18 protein-coding genes are annotated in these 22,883 nt (G+C 44.5%); 6 read left to right on the top strand and 12 right to left on the bottom strand.

The window, feature by feature from the left end:
- Nucleotides 1-11 precede the first annotated feature (11 nt).
- Nucleotides 12-3,143, bottom strand: coding sequence for a hybrid sensor histidine kinase/response regulator (locus C7Y69_RS12690; RefSeq protein WP_126872959.1), 3,132 nt, complete (start codon nt 3,141-3,143; stop codon nt 12-14).
- 294 nt (nt 3,144-3,437) lie between these two features.
- Here C7Y69_RS12690 and parC point away from each other — a divergent pair, with 294 nt between their 5' ends.
- The 3 genes from parC to C7Y69_RS12675 are packed head-to-tail and all read left to right on the top strand — an operon-like array spanning nt 3,438 to nt 8,516.
- Nucleotides 3,438-5,744 carry a DNA topoisomerase IV subunit A gene (gene parC, locus C7Y69_RS12685; protein ID WP_126872958.1) on the top strand — a complete coding sequence of 769 codons (2,307 nt, stop codon included), beginning with the start codon at nt 3,438-3,440 and terminating at the stop codon, nt 5,742-5,744.
- A 60-nt stretch (nt 5,745-5,804) separates the two neighbouring features.
- The gene (locus tag C7Y69_RS12680) at nt 5,805-6,341 is read left to right on the top strand and encodes a heme NO-binding domain-containing protein (RefSeq protein WP_126872957.1); all 537 of its coding nucleotides are present in this window, start codon (nt 5,805-5,807) and stop codon (nt 6,339-6,341) included.
- A gap of 3 nt (nt 6,342-6,344) precedes the next feature.
- On the top strand, nt 6,345-8,516 hold the full coding sequence (locus tag C7Y69_RS12675; RefSeq protein ID WP_126872956.1) for a putative bifunctional diguanylate cyclase/phosphodiesterase: 2,172 nt from the start codon (nt 6,345-6,347) through the stop codon (nt 8,514-8,516).
- Nucleotides 8,517-8,592: 76 nt separating this feature from the next.
- Here C7Y69_RS12675 and C7Y69_RS12670 read toward each other — a convergent pair whose 3' ends face one another.
- The 8 genes from C7Y69_RS12670 to rpe all read right to left on the bottom strand — a co-directional run bounded on the left by C7Y69_RS12670 (nt 8,593) and on the right by rpe (nt 17,260).
- A complete protein-coding gene (locus C7Y69_RS12670) occupies nt 8,593-9,399 on the bottom strand; it encodes a DUF1338 domain-containing protein (protein ID WP_126872955.1) in 807 nt (268 codons plus the stop codon).
- A gap of 58 nt (nt 9,400-9,457) precedes the next feature.
- On the bottom strand, nt 9,458-10,927 hold the full coding sequence (astD, locus tag C7Y69_RS12665) for a succinylglutamate-semialdehyde dehydrogenase (RefSeq protein ID WP_126872954.1): 1,470 nt from the start codon (nt 10,925-10,927) through the stop codon (nt 9,458-9,460).
- 17 nt (nt 10,928-10,944) lie between these two features.
- A complete protein-coding gene (gene astA / locus C7Y69_RS12660) occupies nt 10,945-11,982 on the bottom strand; it encodes an arginine N-succinyltransferase (protein WP_126872953.1) in 1,038 nt (345 codons plus the stop codon).
- 24 nt (nt 11,983-12,006) lie between these two features.
- Nucleotides 12,007-13,215, bottom strand: a complete 1,209-nt coding sequence (locus tag C7Y69_RS12655) for an aspartate aminotransferase family protein (protein ID WP_126872952.1) — start codon at nt 13,213-13,215, stop codon at nt 12,007-12,009.
- Between the two features lie 325 nt (nt 13,216-13,540).
- Entirely contained in the window at nt 13,541-14,707 is a 1,167-nt protein-coding gene (locus C7Y69_RS12650) for an HDOD domain-containing protein (protein ID WP_126872951.1), read from the bottom strand.
- Nucleotides 14,708-14,938: 231 nt separating this feature from the next.
- Nucleotides 14,939-15,514, bottom strand: coding sequence for an anthranilate synthase component II (locus C7Y69_RS12645; protein WP_013785675.1), 576 nt, complete (start codon nt 15,512-15,514; stop codon nt 14,939-14,941).
- A 30-nt stretch (nt 15,515-15,544) separates the two neighbouring features.
- Nucleotides 15,545-16,552 carry a tryptophan--tRNA ligase gene (trpS, locus tag C7Y69_RS12640; protein ID WP_126872950.1) on the bottom strand — a complete coding sequence of 336 codons (1,008 nt, stop codon included), beginning with the start codon at nt 16,550-16,552 and terminating at the stop codon, nt 15,545-15,547.
- Between the two features lie 30 nt (nt 16,553-16,582).
- On the bottom strand, nt 16,583-17,260 hold the full coding sequence (gene rpe / locus C7Y69_RS12635; RefSeq protein ID WP_126872949.1) for a ribulose-phosphate 3-epimerase: 678 nt from the start codon (nt 17,258-17,260) through the stop codon (nt 16,583-16,585).
- 387 nt (nt 17,261-17,647) lie between these two features.
- On the opposite strand from rpe, the gene C7Y69_RS12630 reads away from it, so the two are divergent.
- The 3 genes from C7Y69_RS12630 (at nt 17,648) to C7Y69_RS12620 (ending at nt 19,091) form a co-directional block, all read left to right on the top strand.
- Nucleotides 17,648-18,373 (top strand): TorF family putative porin, encoded by a 726-nt coding sequence (locus tag C7Y69_RS12630; protein WP_126872948.1) that lies wholly within the window; start codon nt 17,648-17,650, stop codon nt 18,371-18,373.
- Nucleotides 18,374-18,566: 193 nt separating this feature from the next.
- Nucleotides 18,567-18,845, top strand: coding sequence for a hypothetical protein (locus C7Y69_RS12625; protein ID WP_126872947.1), 279 nt, complete (start codon nt 18,567-18,569; stop codon nt 18,843-18,845).
- Nucleotides 18,846-18,890: 45 nt separating this feature from the next.
- Nucleotides 18,891-19,091, top strand: coding sequence for a DUF2970 domain-containing protein (locus tag C7Y69_RS12620; protein ID WP_013785669.1), 201 nt, complete (start codon nt 18,891-18,893; stop codon nt 19,089-19,091).
- On the opposite strand, the gene C7Y69_RS12615 is transcribed toward C7Y69_RS12620, so the two are convergent.
- The 3 genes from C7Y69_RS12615 to aroB all read right to left on the bottom strand — a co-directional run bounded on the left by C7Y69_RS12615 (nt 19,092) and on the right by aroB (nt 22,864).
- Entirely contained in the window at nt 19,092-19,970 is an 879-nt protein-coding gene (locus tag C7Y69_RS12615) for a Dam family site-specific DNA-(adenine-N6)-methyltransferase (RefSeq protein ID WP_126872946.1), read from the bottom strand.
- Nucleotides 19,971-20,181: 211 nt separating this feature from the next.
- Nucleotides 20,182-21,708 (bottom strand): SPOR domain-containing protein, encoded by a 1,527-nt coding sequence (locus tag C7Y69_RS12610; protein WP_126872945.1) that lies wholly within the window; start codon nt 21,706-21,708, stop codon nt 20,182-20,184.
- An 88-nt stretch (nt 21,709-21,796) separates the two neighbouring features.
- On the bottom strand, nt 21,797-22,864 hold the full coding sequence (aroB, locus tag C7Y69_RS12605; RefSeq protein ID WP_013785665.1) for a 3-dehydroquinate synthase: 1,068 nt from the start codon (nt 22,862-22,864) through the stop codon (nt 21,797-21,799).
- Nucleotides 22,865-22,883 lie beyond the last annotated feature (19 nt).

Genomic DNA, 22,883 nt, shown 5'->3' with positions numbered 1-22,883 from the left:
CCTAGGTTAAGCTAGCCTGTGCGCGTCTGCCCTTCAGAGCAGACTCGCTCAATTTCATCAAGTAACAACGGCAGATTCTCAGCAACTAGAAAATGTTGCCCTAGTTTAAGGGCGCTTTCGAGCTCATCTGCCAAGCTTTGCAATCGCGGGGCGCCTATATAACAGCATGCCCCATGTAACTTATGAATTTCGAGTTTAAGCTCTGCGTAATCTTTTTTATTCCACAGCGCCTTCAAGCTCATTAGCATCTCTGGCGCCATAGTAATAAAGTCTTCAAGTAATTCTTTTGCTGCTTCATGGTTCTGGTGTGCGCGTTTTAGCGCAAGCTGCCAGTCTAAAGAAGGAAGTAATATGTGCCCAGGCTCAGCTGCATGGCACCACGAACGAATAAGGTCTACTAGAGAACCTATCTCAATGGGTTTGGGCAAATAGTCATCCATGCCCGAAGCGAGTAATCTTTCTTGCTCTTCTTTAAAGGCATGGGCGGTTACCGCAATAATAGGTGTGCCCATGTTCAGCGTCGTTTTTCTTATCGCTCGAGACGCTTGAAGCCCATCCATAATAGGCATTTGAACATCCATTAATATCAAGTCGAACTCTTGGGTTTGGCACTGATTAACCGCGTCTTCGCCACTGGTTGTGGTCACTAATGATATAGGTGAGTTATCAAGCCAGGTATGCAGTAACTTGAGGTTCATATCCATATCATCCACGGCTAGAATTCTTGCCGGTGGAAGGGAATTCAACTTATCTTGAAGCGGATTTCTTGGCACCGCTTTCTTATTATTCACTAAGCCATCGAGCTTACTTAGCGTCATCGGCATGCGTATTTGAGTATGAAAGTGCTGAGACAAACTTGGGTATTGAGTAAAAGGCTCTGGGCCTGAATACCAAAGCACGCGCTTGGTGGCATTAAACTGTACAAAGCGGCTTAAGAATTCATCCCGCTTGTCCATTTTTGATACCGGCACTGTTGCCATAAAGAAATCAGTGGAAGATGATTGTAGCGATAGTCTGGAAAGGTAATCAACGGATTCAACCGTGGTTACGTTAGCACCCAGTTGCTTCAACATAGAGGCGCTGGCACGGCGTGTAGCCGGAATGGGGTCGAAGATAACCACATTTTTTCCATGCCACTCGGTATCAGCACTCAACGCATATTTCTGGCTTAAGTGATTGGTTCTAAGGGTAACCACAAAGGTGGAACCTTGTCTTGGCGTACTTTTGAGGGTTAAGTCGCCTCGCATGAGTCGAACTAGCTCTCGACTAATAACCAAGCCTAATCCTGTCCCTTGGTAGTTTCGGTTTATCGAGTCATCTACTTGAGAAAAAGCATTAAAGAGTTTCTTTCTGTCCTGCCGGTTTATACCGATACCCGTATCTTCAACGGTGATTTCAATTTCATGGATTCCGTGCAACAGCGGGCGGCCTTTAACTGCCAGGGTAATCGTACCGGAAGGGGTAAATTTTAAGGCGTTGCCAAGCAGATTGTTCAAAATTTGCTTTATTCTGAACACATCACCTATTAACTTTTCTGGCAAGGGCGCTAGGTCGAAAACAAATTCTAACTTTTTAGAGTGGGAGGACTTCGCCATAATTGTCACCATTTCTTCCAATAAAGTATTGGGTGAAAATGGTTGGTTGTTGATTTGCAGCTTACCGGCTTCAATCTTAGAGAAGTCTAAAACATCGTTCACTATAGTCAGCAAGTTATCAGCGGCAGTATTGATAATTCGCACTTGCTCTTGTTGATCAGACGGCAAAGAAGCATGGGTAAGCTCTCGGCTAAACCCTAAAATACCGTTAAGAGGCGTACGTATCTCATGGCTCATATTGGCAAGAAATTGAGATTTCACATTACTGGCTTTAATTGCGTCTTTACGGGCAATATCTAAGCGCGCATTTTGCTCTTCAATGAGTTCCATATTATTGCGTAAATCATCGGTGGCTTGCTCAACCTCATGCTCAAGTTGGCTTCTACTTTTTTCCATTAGCGCGAATGAAAACAGTCCAGACTCTAAGAACACACCCACTTGGAAACAGTAAGTGGTGAAGTCGTTTGAGGGGAGTACGCCAATTAAACTTAGCATGCCAATAATGGCACCTGATGCCAGCATTCCCCAAGCAAATATAAAGTATCGGGCAGGTTGGAAGCGGTTAATGAAGGCTTCTATACCGGCAAATATATAACTACAAATTGCGATTAGACCCACACCGTACACCAGATTATTCTTCCAGATTGAGGGAAGCACACCTAGAAAACAAACTACCCCAATAACTATTTGTACTGCCAATAACAAAACAATGACAGGATGTGCAGCCTTGGCGTTCTTTTTGGTCTCAAGAAAGCTCACGGTAAATAACCCGGATGAGATACCTATGATCACAAATATCAGTTCAGTGTGGCCAACAAGCCAATAGGGTATTCCCCCTGAAAACAGCAGGTGGATATGGCCGCCCCAAATAAATTGCCAAAGAATAACGGCGCATATATAGCCCACGTAGGCAATAAGACTGCGCTCGCGAACCCCGAAATACAGCACAAGGTTATAGACCGCCAGTATCAGCAACCCCCCGTAAAACAAACCCCACATTAGGCTGTCCATTTGGAACGAACTGCTATGAACTGGCTCAGGTTGCACTCGTAGTGGCGTAATAAGACTTGATGATTGGCTTTCAACACGTATGAATAAATCTACCCGTTCAGCGTTGGCAAGCTTTACCCGTAATGTAGGAATGCGAAAAATTTGCTCTTTTTGAGATTTCCCCTGATGGCTTTGCTGCAATACTTCTCCATTTTTAACCAAATAGAAATCGACTTTGTCGAGTTGGCTAAAATTGATAGAAAATACCCAGTTCTCTTGGTTTGACACGTTGGAAAATGACGTTAATAACCACATTCCTTTATCTCTGAATCCAAAATTGGGATTACTATAGGGATGCATTCGAAAGTCGCTGCGCCGTCTACTCACATCGTTTATTGTGAGTGGCAGATTGGTTTCGTATAAATAGTACAGGGAGTCGGAGAGGTCTAAAGAAGCATCTTCATCGAAAAGTTGCTCAATATGCTGAGCGTGTGTTGATTGAGGGGCGATAAGCCAAAGTAATGCGCACAGCAGTGTAAAAATTCGAAACAAATACATCCTGAATAGCTTCTTAATCTTCTTCTATTCTTATTAAACCACTCTGGCGGACAATTGTACAAAAGATTGAGGCATTTACGTCTATCGCTATACTGAGTTAACCTAATAGTGATTATTGCACTAGCCCCTAGTTTGCCCCACAATAGAAACATTGAAGGCTTAATAAAAAGTCCTATTTTGTGGGTAAACACTTCCACATAAACACGCCGTTCGTTAACGCTGCTACCTGTTTAAATAAACTAAATGCTTGGCATTAACGCTGTATTGTGAAAATAACAAAACGAAAAAATTATCATGAGCGACGAGATTATTATTAACCGCGACGGTGTAGAACAACTGCCTTTAAGGCGCTTTACCGAAGACGCTTACTTAAACTATTCCATGTACGTCATCATGGACCGTGCCCTACCTCATATTGCTGACGGCCTAAAGCCCGTACAACGACGCATTATATACGCCATGTCTGACTTGGGACTGAGCGCTAATGCTAAGTACAAAAAATCAGCTAGAACGGTAGGGGATGTATTAGGTAAGTTTCATCCTCATGGAGATTCCGCGTGTTATGAAGCCATGGTATTGATGGCGCAGCCCTTTTCTTATCGCTACCCCTTGGTAGATGGGCAAGGAAACTGGGGAGCGCCAGACGACCCTAAATCTTTCGCTGCCATGCGATATACCGAGGCTAAACTTTCTCGTTTTTCAGAAGTTTTATTGGATGAATTAGGTCAAGGCACCGTCGATTGGACCCCCAATTTCGATGGCACATTAGAAGAGCCTTGTGTGCTACCCGCTCGTTTGCCGCATATCTTGCTTAATGGCGTTACCGGTATTGCTGTGGGTATGGCAACAGATATTCCACCACATAATGTGCGTGAATTGGCTTATGCCTGTGCCATGTTGCTCGACAACAGCAAAGCAGAGCTTAGCGATGTGCTAGAGCACGTTAATGGGCCAGATTATCCTACCGAAGCTGAAGTTATTACGCCTAAAGCTGATATTCGTAAACTTTACGAAACCGGCCGCGGCTCAATTAAAATGCGTGCGGTGTTCCACGAAGAAAATGGCGATATTGTTGTTACTGCGCTGCCTCACCAGGCATCAGGTGGTAAAATTTTAGAGCAAATCGCAGGGCAGATGCAGGCTAAAAAGCTGCCAATGGTTAGCGATTTACGCGACGAGTCAGATCACGAAAACCCTACCCGATTAATTATTACGCCGCGTTCAAACCGTATCGATACTGCCCAGTTAATGCAGCATTTGTTTGCGACTACCGATTTAGAAAAGAACTATCGCGTAAACCTAAACATGATTGGTTTGGATGGTCGTCCTAAGGTTAAAGATCTTCGAACTATCCTATCTGAATGGTTGGTTTACCGAAAAGAGACCGTTACCCGTCGTCTTCAGTACCGATTAGACAAAGTGCTGGCTCGTTTACATATTTTAGAAGGCTTGCTCATTGCCTTTTTGAATATCGATGAAGTTATCGAGATTATCCGTACCTACGAAAAACCCAAGCAAGAGTTAATCTCGCGGTTCTCGCTTAGCGATAAGCAGGCAGAAGCAATACTAGAATTAAAGCTTCGTCATTTAGCCAAGCTTGAAGAAATGAAAATTAAGGGCGAGCAAGACGAGTTGGCTGCAGAGCGTGACAAACTGCAAACCTTGCTAGGCTCAGATCGCCGCTTAAAAACCCTGATCAAGAAAGAAATTCTCGCCGATGCTGAAAAGTATGGTGATGATAGACGTTCACCCATTGTTGAGCGTGGCGAAGCGAAAGCATTGTCTGAAAAAGAACTCGTGCCAGCTGAATCAGTTACCGTGGTGTTATCAGAAAAAGGGTGGGCACGTTGCGCCAAAGGTCATGACATTGATGCAGAGGGATTAAGCTACAAAGCGGGTGATGGCTATCTATCAAGTGCAGAAGGGAAAAGTAATCAACCTGCGGTATTCATGGATACCTCGGGACGTACTTTCTCCTGTGATGCCCATGGATTGCCATCGGCGCGGAGTCAGGGGGAACCGCTGACAGGGCGTTTTGCCTTGGTAGGTGGTGAGTCGTTTGAACACGTTATTATGGCATCCGACGAGGCTAAGTTTTTGGTTGGCTCCGATGCTGGCTACGGCTTCGTAGGCACATTCAAAGATATGGTGAGCAAAAATAAGGCGGGGAAAGCATATCTTTCTTTGCCAAAGGCCGCCAAGGTAATGAAGCCTAAACCTGTCACTAACCCTGAGTCAGATTGGTGTTTAACCATCTCGAACGAGGGGCGTATGTTGCTGTTCCCACTTAAAGACTTGCCAAGCCTAGGTAAAGGAAAAGGGAATAAGCTGATTAATATTCCTGGTGCCAAAGCGCAATCCCGCGAAGAGTTTGTGACTGTATTGGCGGTAGTGCCTGATGGCGCTTCATTAAAAGTGACCGCGGGTAAACGTAATATGACCTTGTCTGCTTCAGATTTAGAACACTATTATGGAGAGCGAGGACGAAGAGGAAACAAGTTACCTCGAGGTTTACAGCGGGTGGATAGTGTTGAAGTGGTGCAAAATCAAAGCGCTTCAAGTGACGATAGTTCAGACGCCCAAGAGAATGATATTTCCTAAACAATGGTTGTCGTTGGGTGTGACTGAACTACACTATTATTAACTGTATAAGGAGACCGTATGTTAGGGATTGTATTTACTTCGCTCATAGACATGCTAGAAGAAAAGGTATCGCCTGAATTTGCTGACGAAGTGATTGTTGAAGCTGAGTTAACAAATGATGGAGCCTATACTGCGGTCGGCTATTACCCTTTTGAAGAAATGCAGAAAATATTAACTATCCTTACCGCGAAAACCGGTAAGTCGGTTAATGAACTGCTGTACGATTTTGGGGTTTATCTTTTTGGTAAGCTAGCGGCAGTACATGGCAATGTACTTGCAGACACGAAAGACATTTTACAGTTGCTAGAACACCTTGATGGTGACATTCATGTTCAAGTGCGCAAACTCTATCCAGATGCTGATTTGCCTAGGTTTACCGTTATATCTAGAACCGATAATAGTATGCGCTTGCGCTACTTCTCGGAACGAGAATTGTATCCCCTTGCTGAAGGGTTGATGGATGCAGCAGCTGCGTACTTCGATTGCACGCTAGAACGCGAAACTCATCAAATGTCATTCCCTCATACTTACGAATTTAGTATTCAGGTTGTGTAGCCGGTGGGCGCCGATCTAGATCCTCTAGAAGAAAAATTAAAAAGCTTAGAAAGGCGGCTTCAGCGTGAAAAAACAGCAAGAGAAAATGCAGAATCCTTGCTGTTGCTAAAAGCTGACGAGCTATACAATTCACTCCTTTTCAGTCAGCAATCCCAGAAAAAGTTAGAACTCGCATTATGGGCATCGCAAGAGTCGTTTTGGGATTGGCAGGCGAGCCACGACATCATTGATATTCGTGCGTTTTCACTTAATTCAGAAAGTGAGTCTACCTGGTCCGGAACCCCAATCGACTTAATGGCGTTAGTGCATGAAGGTGACTTGGAAAACTTACAGTTTCAATGGTCGATGGCGCTTCATGGTGGGCGCGAACGCATAGAACTTTCCTTTCGTATGAGCATACAAGGCCAGTTGCAGTGGGTGCGCCTAAGAGGGCGTGTACTTAAGCGTGGTAGTAGTGGTGAAGCCTTACAAATAGTGGGAACCACGAGAGATATAACGCAGCAAAGGGAAGCAGAGCAATCCTTTCAACTCATGGCATCAGCCTTTGCGAATTCTCGCGAACCCATGTTGGTATTATCTCCTAGCTTAAGCATAAACGAATGCAATGAGGCGTTTGTGAAGCTGGTGGGTGCGCCAGATAAAATGGCCTGTATCAATCTTAATCTTAATGATTTGTTGAAGGGTGAAAAGGTAAATACCAATAGCTTGGAGCATAAAAAACAGCTTAGGTTTGAGTCTGTTATTGTACCCAGAGTGGGGGAGAATACCGCGGTTGATATATCCGTATCGGTGTTTGACAATTACCTAGAAGCCTCATCATCGCTTATTGCCACTATGCGGGATATTAGTGAACGCAAACGCAATGAAGCTCGGTTAAAGCAACTTGCCCTGTACGATGAATTAACTGGGTTAAATAATCGCAGCGCCCTGCGTGATATTTTCCAACAACTTTTCGACAGCCACGGCGACTTTTTAGTCGTGTTCATCGACCTTGATGGTTTCAAGGCGATTAATGATACCGCGGGTCATGAGAAAGGCGATGTTGAGCTTCAGCGTGTTGCCGCATTGCTAACCGCTTCATTTGGTCCGTTTGGTGATGTGGCGCGGTGGGGAGGCGATGAGTTTATTGCGGTACTTTCAAGACAAAATATTGAATGGGCGGTGGAGAAATCCGAAGCGCTCATTCGGCTCATCGAAGAAGATGTTGTGGTAACTAAAAAGGTCGAATTGAAACTGTCCGCAAGTATCGGTATTGCCAAATTTCCCGAACACAATGACAGTATTGAAGGCGTTGTACAATGCGCAGATGCGGCAATGTATCACGCCAAAAAACTTGGTAAAGGCCAAGTGAATGTCTATGAGGATGGGCTTTATGAGAGAATGTCGCAACAGGTCAGTATGGTTAACGACTTGCGTAAAGCTATCGAAAATAACTTGCTCGATTATTATATTCAAGGCAAGTATGACTTACAGGGCAATTTGAAAGGCGGAGAAGTGCTTTGCAGGTGGATATCTGGTTTGCACGGTGTTGTACCTCCTCTGGTATTTATCCCCATCGCTGAAGCGCACGACCTTGACCGCCAGATTGGCGTGCAAGCGCTGGAAGCTGCATGTGACTACATTGCTATGATGGAAGCGCAGCAAGGGGAGAGCATTCCGCTTTCAATTAATATCAGTGTTAACCAAATGCTAGACACCGATTTCCCCGCCCAAGCCACGAAAATTTGTAATGATAGTTCGGTGCGAACCAACATGATTGAACTTGAACTCACCGAGTCTATTTTTATCCGTGATGAAAAAGCCGCGCTTGCCGCGCTAAATAGTCTGCGTGAAGTTGGCTTCCGCCTTTCACTTGACGATTTTGGCAGTGGCTTTTCTTCCTTAAGTTACCTTCGAAACTTTCATTTTGAAGTCGTTAAAGTGGACAGGAGCTTGGTTAAGGATATCCATAACAACAGTAAAGCGAATGCGCTTTTCTGTGGTTTGGTGGCCATGCTCAATAGGTTGCAGATTGAAATTGTGGTGGAAGGGGTAGAGCAGGAGTCTTACTTACCCTTTATGGAAAATGCTGACGTGAACCTCATGCAGGGTTTTTATTTCGATAAACCTATGCCTTATGATCAGTTCCTTGCAAGGCACACAAACGTGTCAGATACGTTCCCTAGCAGAAAATAAAAGGGCTTTCGCCCCTTTATTCATCGCATTTAAATTCTTTTTTGTTCAGACTGCGCCGATTCAACGCATCAAAACGTTAACTGGCGTTAGTGCTTTCAAATATCTTATCTGCGGAAGCTGCCACAAAGCCTTGGTAGCGTTTGCCATTAGGCATGTTATAGCGCTGAGCAAATTCGTAGAAACAACTTGGAATGGCAGCGGTCTCATCAGAAAAATTCACAGGAGCCCGATCGGCCATAGTAGACGACTGCGCTAAGAAGACCTCAGGCCCGCCTTTTATTTCGCCGCCAGAGGTGTTTAGCACAAAACCGGCTTCTTTAAGGCGCGCGTTTACATCTGAAAGCTCATCAGTTTGCCCTAAATGATTCACGCTAACTGTGAAGTGATTAGCGCGAAATCCCCATGCCGCTAACCACGCTGCATATTCTGATTCATTGAGCAGAGCATCGTAATCGGCTTTGCTGATATCCCAGTGACGGCCTGAATAAAGGAAGTTATCAGCAGTCACGACATTGGCATCCATTTGCGCTACAAGCTTTTGAATTATGGCCTGCGTATTGTCGGACAGTTCGTTCACTCTCAACTCGCTGATGAAGACTTTTGGTTTTGTGTCATCAGGGTGTTCGAAATGCTTGGCGGTTAGCTTCTTCGCTTCGAAATTATAATTACCCATTTCGGTATATCCGAGGGCAAGAAAGTGAGCGGCCAATTTTTCAAGCGCAGTTTTATCTAATGCAAAGGTTCTAAAAGCAACATGGTCGTTAACAATGTTATTTGTGCTTTCTTCATCCGCAAGCAGGGCATGAATTTTGTGAGCTGAAGGGGTAATTGCAACATAATCGTCCCACATATTGGCAAAGAGCGTATCGATATTGTTATGCATGGGGTGTGTCCTATAAATAAAGCCGCTATTGATAGCGGCTTTGTCTGTATTGGTTTATTTAAAGTGTTAGGCCAGGGCTTAACTTGCCCGGCAAGGTCACTTTTTCAAGCTCTACCGAGGCGACAGGGAATGCGCAATAATCGGCGGCATAAAATGCACTGGCGCGATGGTTTCCACTTTCACCAATGCCACCAAACGGTGCTGCACTGCTTGCACCCGTAATAGGGCGATTCCAGTTAACAATGCCTGCACGAATACGTGCAAAAAAGTAACGGTAGTCTTCTTCGTTATCAGCTAGCAATCCTGCTGATAAGCCAAAGCTGGTATTGTTCGCCTCTTCAATTGCACTATCAAAGTCGGTGTAGCGAATAACCTTAAGCAATGGGCCGAAGTGCTCTTCATCAGGCAATTTAGATAGCATGTCAGTGACATCAATAATACCTGGGGTGGCGAAACCCTTTTGGGGATCAGGCTGTTCTAATCGCAACAACACCTTGCCGCCTAGAGCTTCAAGTTCTTGCTGCGCTTTAACCATAGATGCTGCAGCATTGGCTGAAATCATTGCGCCCATGAAAGGCTGATCTTCTGCGTCATAGTCATCAATTTTGATGTTTTTAGTGACTTCAAGAAGACGGGCTAATGTGGCATCACCTTGTGCATTGGCAGGCAAAAACAAACGGCGTGCACAGGTGCAGCGTTGTCCCGACGTAATAAAGGCCGACTGCACGATATCGTGAACCGCACCATCAATATCGGCTACGTCTTTCACTATTAACGGATTATTTCCGCCCATTTCAAGGGCCAAAATTTTACCTGGATGACCCGCAAACTGTTCGTGTAAAATTTTGCCCGTACGTGAACTTCCGGTAAAGAATAACCCATCAATACCATTGTGTGACGCTAGCGCTTTACCGGTTTCAACTTCACCTTGTACTAAATTTAGTACGCCAGCTGGTAAGCCTGCTTGTTCCCATAGTTTAACCATTTCTTCGGCAACCATAGGGGTCAAGTCGCTTGGTTTAAATACCACGGTATTACCTGCAATAAGCGCAGGTACAATGTGACCATTGGGTAAGTGACCAGGGAAATTATACGGGCCGAATACGGCTACAACACCATGGGCTTTATGGCGAATGAAGGCTTTACCTACAGGCATAGGGTTTTCCACATTGCCGGTACGTTCGAAATATGCTTTTTCAGAAATAGCAATTTTACCCATCATGGCGCCCACTTCTGTGGCCGTTTCCCACTCAGGTTTGCCGGTTTCTTTTGCCATCACTTTAGCTAGGTGCGCTTTCGCTTCGCCTAGCTTTTCGCCGTATACCTTAATAATGCTTAAACGTTCTTCAACCGTCATCATTCCCCATGCAGGGGCAGCGGCACGAGCGGCTTTCACTGCTAAGTCAATTTGACTAGGAGAGGCTGACTTACCTTCCCAAATAACTTGGTTTTTAGCGGGGTCGATTGAGGCTAGGTTGTGCCCTTCACCGGTCACCCATTGACCGTCGATAAAGTGTGTATGTAACATAAAAAAGTGTCCTTCAATTAGTCTCTGAATTTTACAGGTGCAAGACGAACATGGTCGCCCTCCTGCACATTCAGAGCGGCTGCAGCCTGACGCGAAAGCACGGCAATATTTTGCTCTTCGTTAACCCCTATTTCGGTGGCTACCGCGCGAAAGTCTGCAACAGAGGTGTTAATGATGTAGTGGGTTTGGCCTTGTGCCGCCGCCGCGTCATCAATAACAATTGGCATTTTTAAGCTAGACTGTGCTGTTCGGATATGACTGAGATTGGCCTCTACCGTAGGACCTGCATCAAAAATATCGACGTAACCGCGACAGCTAAATCCCTCACCTTCAAGTAGCTGCAGGGCAGGGCGGGTTTTGTCATGAACCTGACCAATAACCGCTTGTGCTTCTTTACTTAATAGATTGACGTAAATAGGGTATTTAGGCATCAGTTCTGCAATAAACACCTTATTACCAATACCGGTTAAGTAGTCGGCAGTAGGAAAGTCCATTGAGAAAAAGTGGGTTTCAAGCCATTCCCAAAAAGGCGAACGGCCTTCTTCATCACTTACACCACGCATTTCGGCAATAATCGTTTCAGAGAAGCGTTCACGGTGCTCCATCATAAATAAGAAGCGTACTTTCGAGAGAAAACGCCCGTTTATTCCGCCTCGGGCTTGTTCTCTTAAAAACAGCGTACAAATCTCAGTAACCCCAGTGTAGTCATTACAAAAGGTCAGAATTTCAACCGTATTGTGAATGTTTAACTCTCGAGAGGCATGTACCACTTTACTCAAGTGATAGTGGTAAAACGCATCATCAATGCCTACGGCGGCTTCAATACCTGAAGTGCCCACTACTTCGCCGGTGGTCGTATCTTCCATAACAAACAGGTACGACTCATCACCGGGTTGGGTCACGTTAGCTTTGGTGAAAGCTTCTTGCGCACGGTCGACTTTTCTATGCAGCAGATCATCGTTAACCGGCAACGAGGTAAACCCAATACCTGATTCTACTGCAATGTCGTACAAAGCCTGGTAATCAGCTTGTGTAATAGGGCGAATTATATTCATGTTCGCTACTCGCTAAATTGGCGTTTATTCGGCGTTCACAACAGCGGCAACGGCACGTTCAAAGCGGGCTAGACCTTCTTTAATATCTTCATCAGGAATAACCAAAGAAGGAGCAAAACGAATAACGTTAGCGCCAGCAATTAAACACATAAGGTGTTCTTTTGTTGCGGCCATCATAAAGTCGCGAGCGCGGCCTTGGTATTTTTCGTTTAACGCGCAGCCAAGCAACATACCTTGCCCACGTACTTCAGAAAATACCTCGTACTTGTCGTTGATGGCTGTTAAAAGCTCACGATACAAGGCTTCTTTGTGTAGCACGCCTTCAAGTACTTCAGGCTGGTTAACAATATCAAAGGCTTTTTCAGCTACAGCGCAGGCTAGTGGATTACCGCCGTAGGTACTTCCATGCGTACCTGCTTTTAAATGCGCGGCAATGTCAGTAGTGGTTAGCATAGCGCCAATAGGGAAGCCACCGCCTAACGATTTTGCGGTAGTTAAAATGTCAGGTGTCACATCTAAGCCCATATAGGCATACAGGTGACCAGTACGGCCAACACCCGATTGCACTTCATCAAAAATGAGCAAGGCATTGTGCTTATCACACAACTCACGCACGCCTTTGATAAATTCAATATCAGGAGAGATGATTCCGCCTTCGCCTTGAAGGGGTTCCATCATAACGGCACATGTGTTGTCTGAGATTAATGCTTCGAAAGCGGCTAAATCGTTATAGTCGCAATGCTCAACAGCACCAGGCTTAGGACCAAAACCATCTGAATATGCGGCCTGTCCGCCAACGGTTACGGTAAAGAAAGTACGGCCGTGGAACCCTTTGTTGAAGGCAATAATTTGGTTTTTATCTTCACCGTAGTTATCTAATGCGAAACGACGTGCTAATTTTAATGCGGCTTCATTGGCTTCTGCGCCTGAGTTAGCAAAGTACACTTTCTCTGCAAACGTGGCATTGACCAGTTTAGAGGCTAAGCGAAGGGCTGGCTCATTGGTGAATACGTTACTCAAGTGCCACAACTTACTGCCTTGTTCGTTAAGCGCCTTAACGAGTTCAGGGTGACAATGACCTAGTACGTTCACGGCAATACCGCCAGCGAAGTCGATGTACTCAGCACCATCTTGATCCCATACACGCGAACCTTCTCCGCGTACGGGTACCATGCCCGCAGGATTGTAGTTAGGCACCATCACTTCATCAAACGTTGCGCGAGTTACTGTCATTTTTGTTACCTCTGTTTTAAGCGCCCGTGTCGGTACAATAGACCTCGAGCAGGCGGAAAAATAAACGAAATTACCGGAGAGTATGCCATTTTTTTAAGGAGTTGTCTTGTTTGTGAATGGCTGCAGCCCTTTATATACAAGGACTCTGGCTTAATTTGCAGGAAAAGTGAATAACTATTTACTACTAAGCCATATTGTTTAGGAATAGTGTAATTAAAAGGTGAATTAGGTGTGTAATCTCACAGCCAGAGCGCGTTGATCTGGCGTGGGTCAAATGAGGGTAAAAGGAGATATTTGGCTAATTTGCATGAATATCCACAAAAAATTAGCTGTTTTCTTCCTCCCTTGATAAAGGAAGGGTGAAAATATCAACAGATCTTAGTTTTTCCAATGCACCTGATGGATATTCTTGTTCTTTAATCATTGGTTTTACCTCTGCCACTTCAACCATACGTGATTGATGCAGCATTCTTACCTTCGAATAGGTGCGAGCTTGATGTAGAAGCTTAGACATGGAGCCTACTTCACAGGGCTCTCTGTTGACACATTGACGCATCGCATCACCAATAAATAAGCGTTTCAACATCATGTTTTCAATAAGGTCGGCGGATAATGCATCAGCATATTCATCTTGTAATGCAATTAGGTAATTCGCCGATGGTGCCAGCTTTAATAAAGCTTCATGACGCATGCGCTCTTTGTCTTTTTGGCTTTCGGTCAATAGGTGAAGCTGCACCTTATCAAACAACTTGAAGTACAAGCGGATGATGGCACAGCGACCTAATTGACTGAGCATACCAAAACTATAAGCCTGAACCGGGTTAAGCTTATAGTGCGGCGCGAGGTGCCTAGCGGATACCGCCGTGCCGTGCGCAAACTGAGTGAGTTTAAGTTTAATGCAAGGGTACGGGTCGGTTACCTGAGGCATGGCACGTTTTACAATAAGAGAAGGAATAAGCAGGCGTAAATTCTCAATGCCTAAGAAGCTAAGTGCCGTTCTGAAAGTTTCCACCACGATTACCCTACCTTTGGAGTCTCGTCTTCTAAAAGCCGGAGAGTTCACGACTTGCATCAACTCGTCATAAAGCCAAGGTAAGTTAGCTGCAATAGGTTCTAGTTTTGATACCGATGCGGCGCGTACCGAGAGCGCATCGAGTAATGCACCAGTGTCGTCACTTAAATTCAATGTGTTGTTGAATACGTCTGAGGTAAACGATAACTGCTCGGTAAGCTCACCTAATAACACTTCATGTAAGTAATGGTTAACTGTTTCGGTATATGAGGCATCAGACTGCGCTTTTAGGCGCTTATTCTCAATAGCGACTTTTTCTACGTGAAGTAATTGTCTGCGGGCGTCACCTTGTTCAGATTGTTCAAAGCTGATTTCACCAGGACCACGCTTTCCCAGCATTTTCATCGCAAGCTCTGGAGAAATTAATAGGCTCTCAAAGCGCTCATCGATAGGCGGCGGGGTCGATGCTGGGGTCGTCATCTCAAAGTAGCTCCTGCTAAGTAACTGTTCGTGCGTCTGTTCATAGATGCCGTGCATTGGGTCGCCCTACTTCCTAAATATACTACTTACAAAGGCGCTTTGTTGATTAACCTATAAAAAGTAAACAAAAACAACGCCAAATGCGAATAACTGCAGAACTTTTTTATCGGCAGGAAGCCATATAGCTTAAGTTTATTCTGAACCCTTGGCAGAATAAATAAGACTGACGGCCTAAGCATTTAGAAAAGCATTTAAAATATCGTGACCATACTCGGTTAGTAAGGATTCAGGGTGAAATTGTACACCCCAGATAGGGAGTGCGTTATGAGAGATTCCCATAATCTCTTTTTCCCCATCATCAGTCACGCACCACGCATCTATATTTAAAACGTTAGGGAAGTGGTTTTCATCAAGCACCAATGAGTGATAGCGAGTTACCGCGTAACCTTGTTCAAACCCATTAAACAGGCCTCGGTTTTTATGAAAGAGCGCAGAGGTTTTGCCGTGCTTAATTTCTTTTGCACCGATAACAGAAGCACCAAAAACCTGGCCGATGGCTTGATGGCCTAAGCACACACCAAGTAAAGGAATTTTCCCAGCGAAGTGCTTAATCGCCTCTACGCTAATTCCTGACTCATTAGGTGTACAGGGCCCGGGTGAAATCACTAAATGACTTGGCGATAAGGCTTCTATATCGGCAATGCTTAGGGCGTTATTTCTCACCACTTTAACGCAAGCACCTAATTCAGTAAGGTAACGGGCTAGATTGTGAGTAAATGAATCGAAATTATCAATTAACAGCAACACGGCAATCTAACCTGTTCAATGCAACACTAATTAAGGCTTTGGAATAAAACCAACGGCTTCATACACCTTTTTAAGGGTTTCTTCTGCGCGGGCTGATGCTTTTTCAGCGCCATTTCGCATAACATCGTTTAAGTAGTCACGATTCGTACGAATATCGGCATAGCGTTGCTGAATTGGCTCTAGTAGTCCCACTACCGCTTCTGCTACGTCACCCTTCAAGTGACCATACATTTTATCTTCGTAAGCGGGAACCAGCTCATCTATCGTCTTACCTGTCGACAGCGACAGTAAAGTAAGTAGGTTCGATACCCCTGGCTTTTCCTGTGGATTGAAGTAAATGTCAGCTTGCTCGTCTGAATCGGTTACCGCGCGTTTAATTTTCTTAGTAATCTTTTTAGGATCTTCAAGCAAACCAATAAAGTTATTTGGGTTAACGTCAGACTTCGACATCTTCTTTTCAGGCTCTTGTAGGCTCATGATACGAGCGCCGAACTCAGGGATATGAGGCTCAGGTACGCGCAATATTTCGCCGTACAAGTTATTCACACGATTTGCGATATCACGGGTAAGCTCAAGGTGTTGTTTTTGGTCATCACCAACAGGTACTTTGTCTGCTTGGTACATTAAAATATCTGCGGCCATTAATACCGGATAACCGTATAAGCCAACATTAATATTATTCTCGTTTTTTGCCGACTTATCTTTAAATTGTGTCATGCGATTTAGTTCACCCATTTGGGTGTAACAATTTAGCACCCATGAAAGCTGGGCGTGCTGAGGCACGTGAGACTGCAAAAATAATGTGCTTTTCTCTGGATCAATACCGCAGGCAAGGTATAGAGCTAGTCCATCAAGCGAGGCCTCAAACAATTGCTTAGGATCTTGCCTAACCGTAATGGCGTGCAAATCTACCAACATATATAGGCAATCATGATCGTCTTGCATGGAAACCCACTGTTTAAGCGCACCCATGTAGTTACCAAGGGTAAGTTGTCCAGAAGGCTGACAGCCACTTAATACAATAGGCTTGTTACTCATAATGTGTACCTGTACGTTAACGTTGTTTAGTTACGCCTTAGAAAGACGAGATAATTCACTGCGCATGTCATCAATAACTGCGCGATAATCTGGCTCGGAAAAAATAGCTGAACCGGCTACAAACATATCAGCGCCAGCTTCCGCAATGGCGCGAATGTTATCGACTTTTACGCCGCCGTCAATTTCTATTCTTATATCGTGACCGCTTTGTAACACTCGTTGCTTAACGGCGCGCACTTTATCTAAAGTGCTAGGAATAAACTTTTGCCCACCAAAGCCCGGATTGACCGACATAATAAGGATATGGTGTAACTTGTCCATGACATGATCCAGATAATGCAAAGGCGTGGCAGGGTTAAAGACTAAGCCAGGTTTACACCCTGCATCAATAATAAGCTGTAGTGAGCGGTCGATATGCTCTGATGCTTCAGGGTGAAAACTAATATAAGTGGCACCGGCATCGGCAAATTTTTCGATTAAGTCATCAACCGGTTTCACCATCAGATGCACATCAATAGGTGCAGTAATGCCATATTTTCTTAAAGCCTCGCAGATCATAGGGCCAAATGTGAGGTTGGGCACATAGTGATTATCCATTACATCAAAATGAACCACATCGGCACCTGCGCTCAGTACGTTCTCTACCTCTTCTCCTAGCCGGGCAAAATCGGCAGACAGAATTGAGGGTGCAATCAAAAATGGTTTCATCGGTTTTCCCTATTTACGAGGCAATGCACGTGCTAAAAGGTGAAGTTTACCGAAAGTTAGCAGTTGAAAACAGCGCTGATTGCATTCGATGACGTGTTACAGATAAGTAAATATTAGGGGGGTAAAAGATTAAATTAATTGCACGCTATTGGTGAGGTTGCATTTTTTTGGTGCATTTCTGTGCACTCATCTTAGCCGTTAAATTCTTTTTGTTTAAGTGTTTTTATTTTAAATTAATATAAATCAAGTGCTTATGCGTTTTTTGCAAGTGCTGGTATATGTGCAATAAGTGGGCATCACTCTTGCGTAATCCAACTCTAATATAAGAAAAATCAAGACAGAAAAATTAATTAAAACAAGTTTTGGAACTTCACGGAGAACACACACATGAAATTATCTACTAAAAGCACATTGCTTGCTGCTGCAGTATCGTCTGCATGCCTATTTACTGCGCTACCTAGTTACGCAGAAGTTACAGCTAACGCTGGCGCGACAAGTAACTACATTTGGCGTGGTCTAACGCAAACAATGAATGAAGCTGCCGTTCAGGGCGGAATTGACTACGCACACGAAAGTGGCTTTTACGCAGGTACTTGGGCATCAAACGTGAAATACGGTTCAGATGATAATTACTCGTACGAACACGATATGTATTTTGGATTCTCTGGTGAGTCTAACGATATCTCCTACGACTTCGGTTACCTTTATTACAACTATGATGCTGCAGCAAACTTTGACTTCGCTGAAGTATACGGCTCTGTTGGTATGGGTGGTTTAAGTCTGACCCTTTCTGTTCTTGCTCATACCGAAGCGGATGAAGCTGATAACCGTGATTACGGTTTTGGTGAAGCGACTTATGTTTCTCTTGATTATGGTTTAGAAGTACTAAATGGTTCGGAACTAGGTTTCCACGTTGGTTACCACCAAGGTGATTTTGCGGAAGATTTCAACGGTGTAGTTGGCGGTTACGCAGATTGGGGTGTGTCTATTGCGAAAGATGGATTTAGCTTCGCAGTAACCGGTACTGATTTAGATGACAGTGGTGATGAAGATTCGTTAGATAACGATGCAGTTAAGTTCACTGTTGCTTACAGCATGGACTTCGAACTGTAAGTTTAAAATGACCTCGAAAACAATAGATTAGTTGTTTCGAATGTCTGAATCTAAAAGCCTGATACTTATGTGTCAGGCTTTTTTTACTGATGAAGTTAGTATTAATATTCATCATTATTGAATATTATCTTGTGACTAATAAGGTTTTATTTATAATGAAGTTCAAAGCAAAATAGCGTAAGGAGTGTTCAGGATGAAAGTACTTCCATTTTATGCAGTATGCGGCATTGTTGCGCTAGTTAGTGTAGCGGTCTATCCACGTTCGGGCTCGGAAGCCTCGGTGTGCGAGTTTCAACCTTCTTCTCGTTTTAACCCTAAGTTACCTGCTAGCCATGTGCAAAATCAGTGTGCCAGAGACAGAGACGGCGTTACTGAAGTCAGTTGGCTGTCTTGGATAGCGGGAAAATCGCCTTCATTTCAGTTCCATTTTCTCGACTTGCTTGAGCTACTTCATGATGATGACAGTAAGTAAGACTTCAAGTAGCATGACAATTCCCCAACAAAAGACTTATCAGTAATGAGTCAACAACCGGGTACCGGCTTCTGGTCAGTGCTTATGAGTGTTGTCGCGGGTGTGTTCGGTGTACAAAGCCATAAAAACTACGAGCGTGATTTCACGAAAGGAACTTTTGTTAGTTTTCTGATCATTGGCATAATTTTAGTTGCCATGATGGTGGTCTCTTTAATGATGTTTGTGAAGTGGCTCACCGGTTACTAATTATTTTTTCGCTACCATACTTTTGCGTTGATTTCGTTTTGGCTTTTTTACTACTGTGCTAGGCGGGAAATACGCCAAAATTTCATCTACAGGCTTTCTAGTAGCACCATTTTGACTGATGGAGCGCTTTACCGACAACATGCTGAAGTCTGCGCCCTTATACAAGGAGCGGGTAAGTGGCAAGTCGTGATTAGACACCAATACGGGGATCCCCCGCTTTTTTGCTGATCGCATCGCGAGTTCAGCTAACTTTTCTTGCGCGTCTTGCCCAAAACTGCGTGCCGCATAACTCGTAAACGCAGCTGTTTTACTGATAGGCGCGTAGGGTGGGTCACAATAAATGACATTTCCACGGCGAGCACGAGTAAATACTTTTTCAAAGGGTAAACAAGTGAACGTGGCTTTTTGCGCTTTTTCTGCAAACACAAACATTTCATGCTCAGGAAAGTAAGGCTTTTTATAGCGCCCAAAAGGGACGTTGAACCTGCCCGCTAAACTATAGCGACATAATCCATTGTACCCATGCCTATTGAGGTATAGAAACAAAATAGCTCGGTAGTACTCGTCTTCGGTTGCATTAAATTCTTCTCGCAATGCATAGTACATTTTCTCATCGTTACGTTCGCCGTTAAAGAAACTGCGTGCGTCGTGGATGATGGCATCGGGCTGAACTTTTAAGAAGTTGTACAAGTTTATAAGGTCAGGGTTGATGTCGTTCAGCAAATACCGCTTATACTGAGTGTTCAGAAACACTGACCCCGCGCCTACAAACGGTTCAATAAGTTTGTTTGCTTGAGGTAACCTTGCCTGAATATGCTCTACTAGGCTGTACTTGCCACCGGCCCATTTTAAAAAGGCCCGGTTTTTCTTCTGCATCATGCGTAAACGTTACTACCTGCACGGAATATAGACGGTTGTCAATCCGGTACTCGCCGAGTTTGGCGTAATTCTGGGGAGTGGCGTTGCAATTACTTCGCAATACCACGCTAAAGATAGATTGTATCTTTCCTCATACGATGGAACAACCATGAAACGTAAAGCTGACGGCTTTTCTTTTGTTTGAAGTCAGTACAATGGGCACAACGTACTATTATTCGCCAGCTACCAGTGCCATTTCGTCTAGAATTTGCTGCCCACGTTTAATGAACGCTTCGTTCTTAGTCGGGTAATCGGGCAACGCGGACAGCGCTGCTCGAGCTTCTGTTAATGAGCGAAATGGTTGATGAAAAACAACTACATGCCAATCACCGCCATACCGCGTAGTCACATACTGTCGGGTCACGGCATACAAGTTATGTTGAGCAATAAATTGGCGAACCACGCTTTTATCTTTAATGCCTACCATTTGAATCACAAAGTCGTTGGGTAAAACCATGTCAGGGCGTAAAATTTCTGCGCTAGTGGCGGTAACACCTTCACGGGTTGTCCCATCATCGCTTAATGGTTGCTCTTGCACCGTTGCGCTACTTTGTTGAACCGAGGGGGCTTGCGGCGGGGCTTGATTTGTTGCGGGCGTAGATGCACTGCTATCAGTTGTGTTCGAAGGTGCGCTATTAGCCACTTCACGGGCGACTACTGATTGTCGAGGCTCTTGGTTGCTGCTTTGCGTTGTTGTACCCACTACTGGCGATGCCGGCACAACAGGGCTACTTTTAACTGCGAGGTCTGTCACAGAGCCATTAGCGGTGTCAGTGCTGCCTGCCAAGGTGTTATTTGTTACATCGCCATTAAGCGAAGAAACGGCCCCTTTCCAGTCAGTCACCAGTTCTACATTGCTCTCATTATCTGACGTTGGCGCGTTAGGCTGCTCAACGTGGTTGTCTGCGACTTTGCTAAAAGCAGAGCCTGGTACCACAATTTCAGCCTCAGAAGGCTTAGGTTGTTGTTCAATAGGTGAAAATAATGACGATATTGAATCACCATACTGCCAGGTAACCAACCCGCCAAAAGTTAATAAGAATACTAAGGCAATCGCAATATAAAACCCCGTAGAAGTAAGTGGATTAGACGGGGCAGTTTCCATAGGAAGGTTTCGTTTATCAAGATGAGCTTGAAACGCTTCTCTGCGCTGGGAAATCATCCTATCTAATTCAGAGCCTTGGGGCTTTGAACCTTGAAGGTTTGAAGAAATGGACTGGCTACTAATAAGCAATGGCGTATCGGTATTTTTGGCTGGAAGCCATTTTTTAGCATTTTCAGCCCACTTGGTTGTGGCAAATAGTAATACGTTCAAATGCTGCTTGTTACCTGCAAAGCGGCTTTGTAACACCAAATCCCATAATTCTTGAAGCAGTTTGTCGGGCATGTGCTCGGCTTGCGTGATAGCAATGAGGACTGGACCCTCATGGTTATTTAGCGCGGATAAAAGTTCGTTAAGAGGGCGTACGAAACTGCCGACTACTTGACCTAACAACTGACGGCACAACTGACCACGGTAGTCAGAAATTTCCATATTGGATTCAGCGGTTAAATACGCTATCTCAGTATCGTCATGCTGCTGGTAGACGAAGGCTTCAAGGGTTTGCTGTTGCTCTGCAATAGAGTCGCCGCTGACAAAAACCAGTTGAGAGGAATAATTAACTAAATACTCAAGACGTTCATGCAATTCACTGTGCATGCGCAATAACCCCATAAAGCCCGATACATGTGTAAAGGGCTAGCAAAGAAAACGAATGTTGGTGTTAGTTAGGTGTGCCAGTAAATGGCTAGCGTAGAATTTCAGTAAGCATATCGTCAGTCACATCTTTAGTGACGACAGCATTGCCCATATTCTTAGGAAGCACAAAACGAATATTACCGGCTTCTACTTTTTTGTCGCGCTTCATATGCTTAACATAATCTGCTTTACTCATTGTGCTAGGCCCTTCCACTGGAAGTGAAAATGCCTCAAAGAGTGATCGTACGCGACGAGTTTCTGACGCTGTAAACCAACCTAACTGCTCTGCAGCTACACAAGCAATTATAGTACCAGCTGACACAGCTTCGCCATGTAACCAGTTACCATAGCCTTGTTCAGCTTCAATGGCGTGACCAAAGGTGTGACCTAAGTTTAAAATAGCTCTCAGGCCGCCTTCACGTTCATCTTTAGCGACCACTTCTGCTTTAATTTCACAGCAGCGTTTAATGGCAACATTAAGGGTTGATTCATCTAGCTGTTTTAATGCTTGCTCATTCGCTTCAAGCCAAGAGAAAAAGGCTTCATCATAGATAATGCCGTATTTTATGACTTCCGCCATACCAGCAGAGAATTCACGAGGAGGTAGCGTAGACAGTGATTGCGTATCAATAGCGACCAAGATTGGCTGATAAAATGCGCCAATCATGTTTTTGCCTAGAGGGTGATTAACCGCCGTTTTACCACCCACAGAAGAATCTACTTGTGAAAGTAGGGTAGTGGGCACTTGAATAAAGGGTACGCCACGTTGATATGTTGCAGCTACGAAACCACACAAGTCGCCAATAACCCCGCCACCTAATGCTATTAGGGTGGTATCTCGAGCCGCGTTGAGCTCAAGTAAGCGGGTCATGACTACCTCGAATTGCTCAAGGTTTTTATATTGTTCACCGTCAGGTAATACAATGGTTTCAATTTGCTTACTAGCACATGCCGCTTTCACGGTATCAAGGTACAAAGGTGCAACGGTTTCGTTGGTAACAATAACCGCTAACGGACCTTTTATATAAGGCACAAAAAGGCCAGGCTGCTTAAGCAACCCGGCCTCAATATGTATAGGATAGCTACGTTCGCCAAGTTCCACAGTTAAGGTTGACATGGGCGTAGCACCTCCTAAT

It is taken from the genome of Alteromonas sp. KS69, assembly GCF_003989595.1.
Taxonomy (GTDB): Bacteria; Pseudomonadota; Gammaproteobacteria; order Enterobacterales; family Alteromonadaceae; genus Alteromonas; species Alteromonas naphthalenivorans.
This window is presented reverse-complemented; position numbering and strand designations above follow the sequence as displayed.

What these genes read in the sequence shown, in the direction of transcription:
- C7Y69_RS12680 (WP_126872957.1), top strand. Translation starts at nt 5,805, where the DNA reads ATGTTAGGGATTGTATTTACTTCGCTCATAGACATGCTAGAAGAAAAG.
- C7Y69_RS12670 (WP_126872955.1), bottom strand. Translation starts at nt 9,399, where the DNA reads ATGCATAACAATATCGATACGCTCTTTGCCAATATGTGGGACGATTAT.
- aroB (WP_013785665.1), bottom strand. Translation starts at nt 22,864, where the DNA reads ATGTCAACCTTAACTGTGGAACTTGGCGAACGTAGCTATCCTATACAT.
- astD (WP_126872954.1), bottom strand. Translation starts at nt 10,927, where the DNA reads ATGTTACATACACACTTTATCGACGGTCAATGGGTGACCGGTGAAGGG.
- C7Y69_RS12650 (WP_126872951.1), bottom strand. Translation starts at nt 14,707, where the DNA reads ATGACGACCCCAGCATCGACCCCGCCGCCTATCGATGAGCGCTTTGAG.
- C7Y69_RS12620 (WP_013785669.1), top strand. Translation starts at nt 18,891, where the DNA reads ATGAGTCAACAACCGGGTACCGGCTTCTGGTCAGTGCTTATGAGTGTT.
- C7Y69_RS12625 (WP_126872947.1), top strand. Translation starts at nt 18,567, where the DNA reads ATGAAAGTACTTCCATTTTATGCAGTATGCGGCATTGTTGCGCTAGTT.
- parC (WP_126872958.1), top strand. Translation starts at nt 3,438, where the DNA reads ATGAGCGACGAGATTATTATTAACCGCGACGGTGTAGAACAACTGCCT.
- C7Y69_RS12690 (WP_126872959.1), bottom strand. Translation starts at nt 3,143, where the DNA reads ATGTATTTGTTTCGAATTTTTACACTGCTGTGCGCATTACTTTGGCTT.
- C7Y69_RS12655 (WP_126872952.1), bottom strand. Translation starts at nt 13,215, where the DNA reads ATGACAGTAACTCGCGCAACGTTTGATGAAGTGATGGTGCCTAACTAC.
- C7Y69_RS12615 (WP_126872946.1), bottom strand. Translation starts at nt 19,970, where the DNA reads ATGATGCAGAAGAAAAACCGGGCCTTTTTAAAATGGGCCGGTGGCAAG.
- trpS (WP_126872950.1), bottom strand. Translation starts at nt 16,552, where the DNA reads ATGAGTAACAAGCCTATTGTATTAAGTGGCTGTCAGCCTTCTGGACAA.
- C7Y69_RS12610 (WP_126872945.1), bottom strand. Translation starts at nt 21,708, where the DNA reads ATGCACAGTGAATTGCATGAACGTCTTGAGTATTTAGTTAATTATTCC.
- astA (WP_126872953.1), bottom strand. Translation starts at nt 11,982, where the DNA reads ATGAATATAATTCGCCCTATTACACAAGCTGATTACCAGGCTTTGTAC.
- C7Y69_RS12630 (WP_126872948.1), top strand. Translation starts at nt 17,648, where the DNA reads ATGAAATTATCTACTAAAAGCACATTGCTTGCTGCTGCAGTATCGTCT.
- rpe (WP_126872949.1), bottom strand. Translation starts at nt 17,260, where the DNA reads ATGAAACCATTTTTGATTGCACCCTCAATTCTGTCTGCCGATTTTGCC.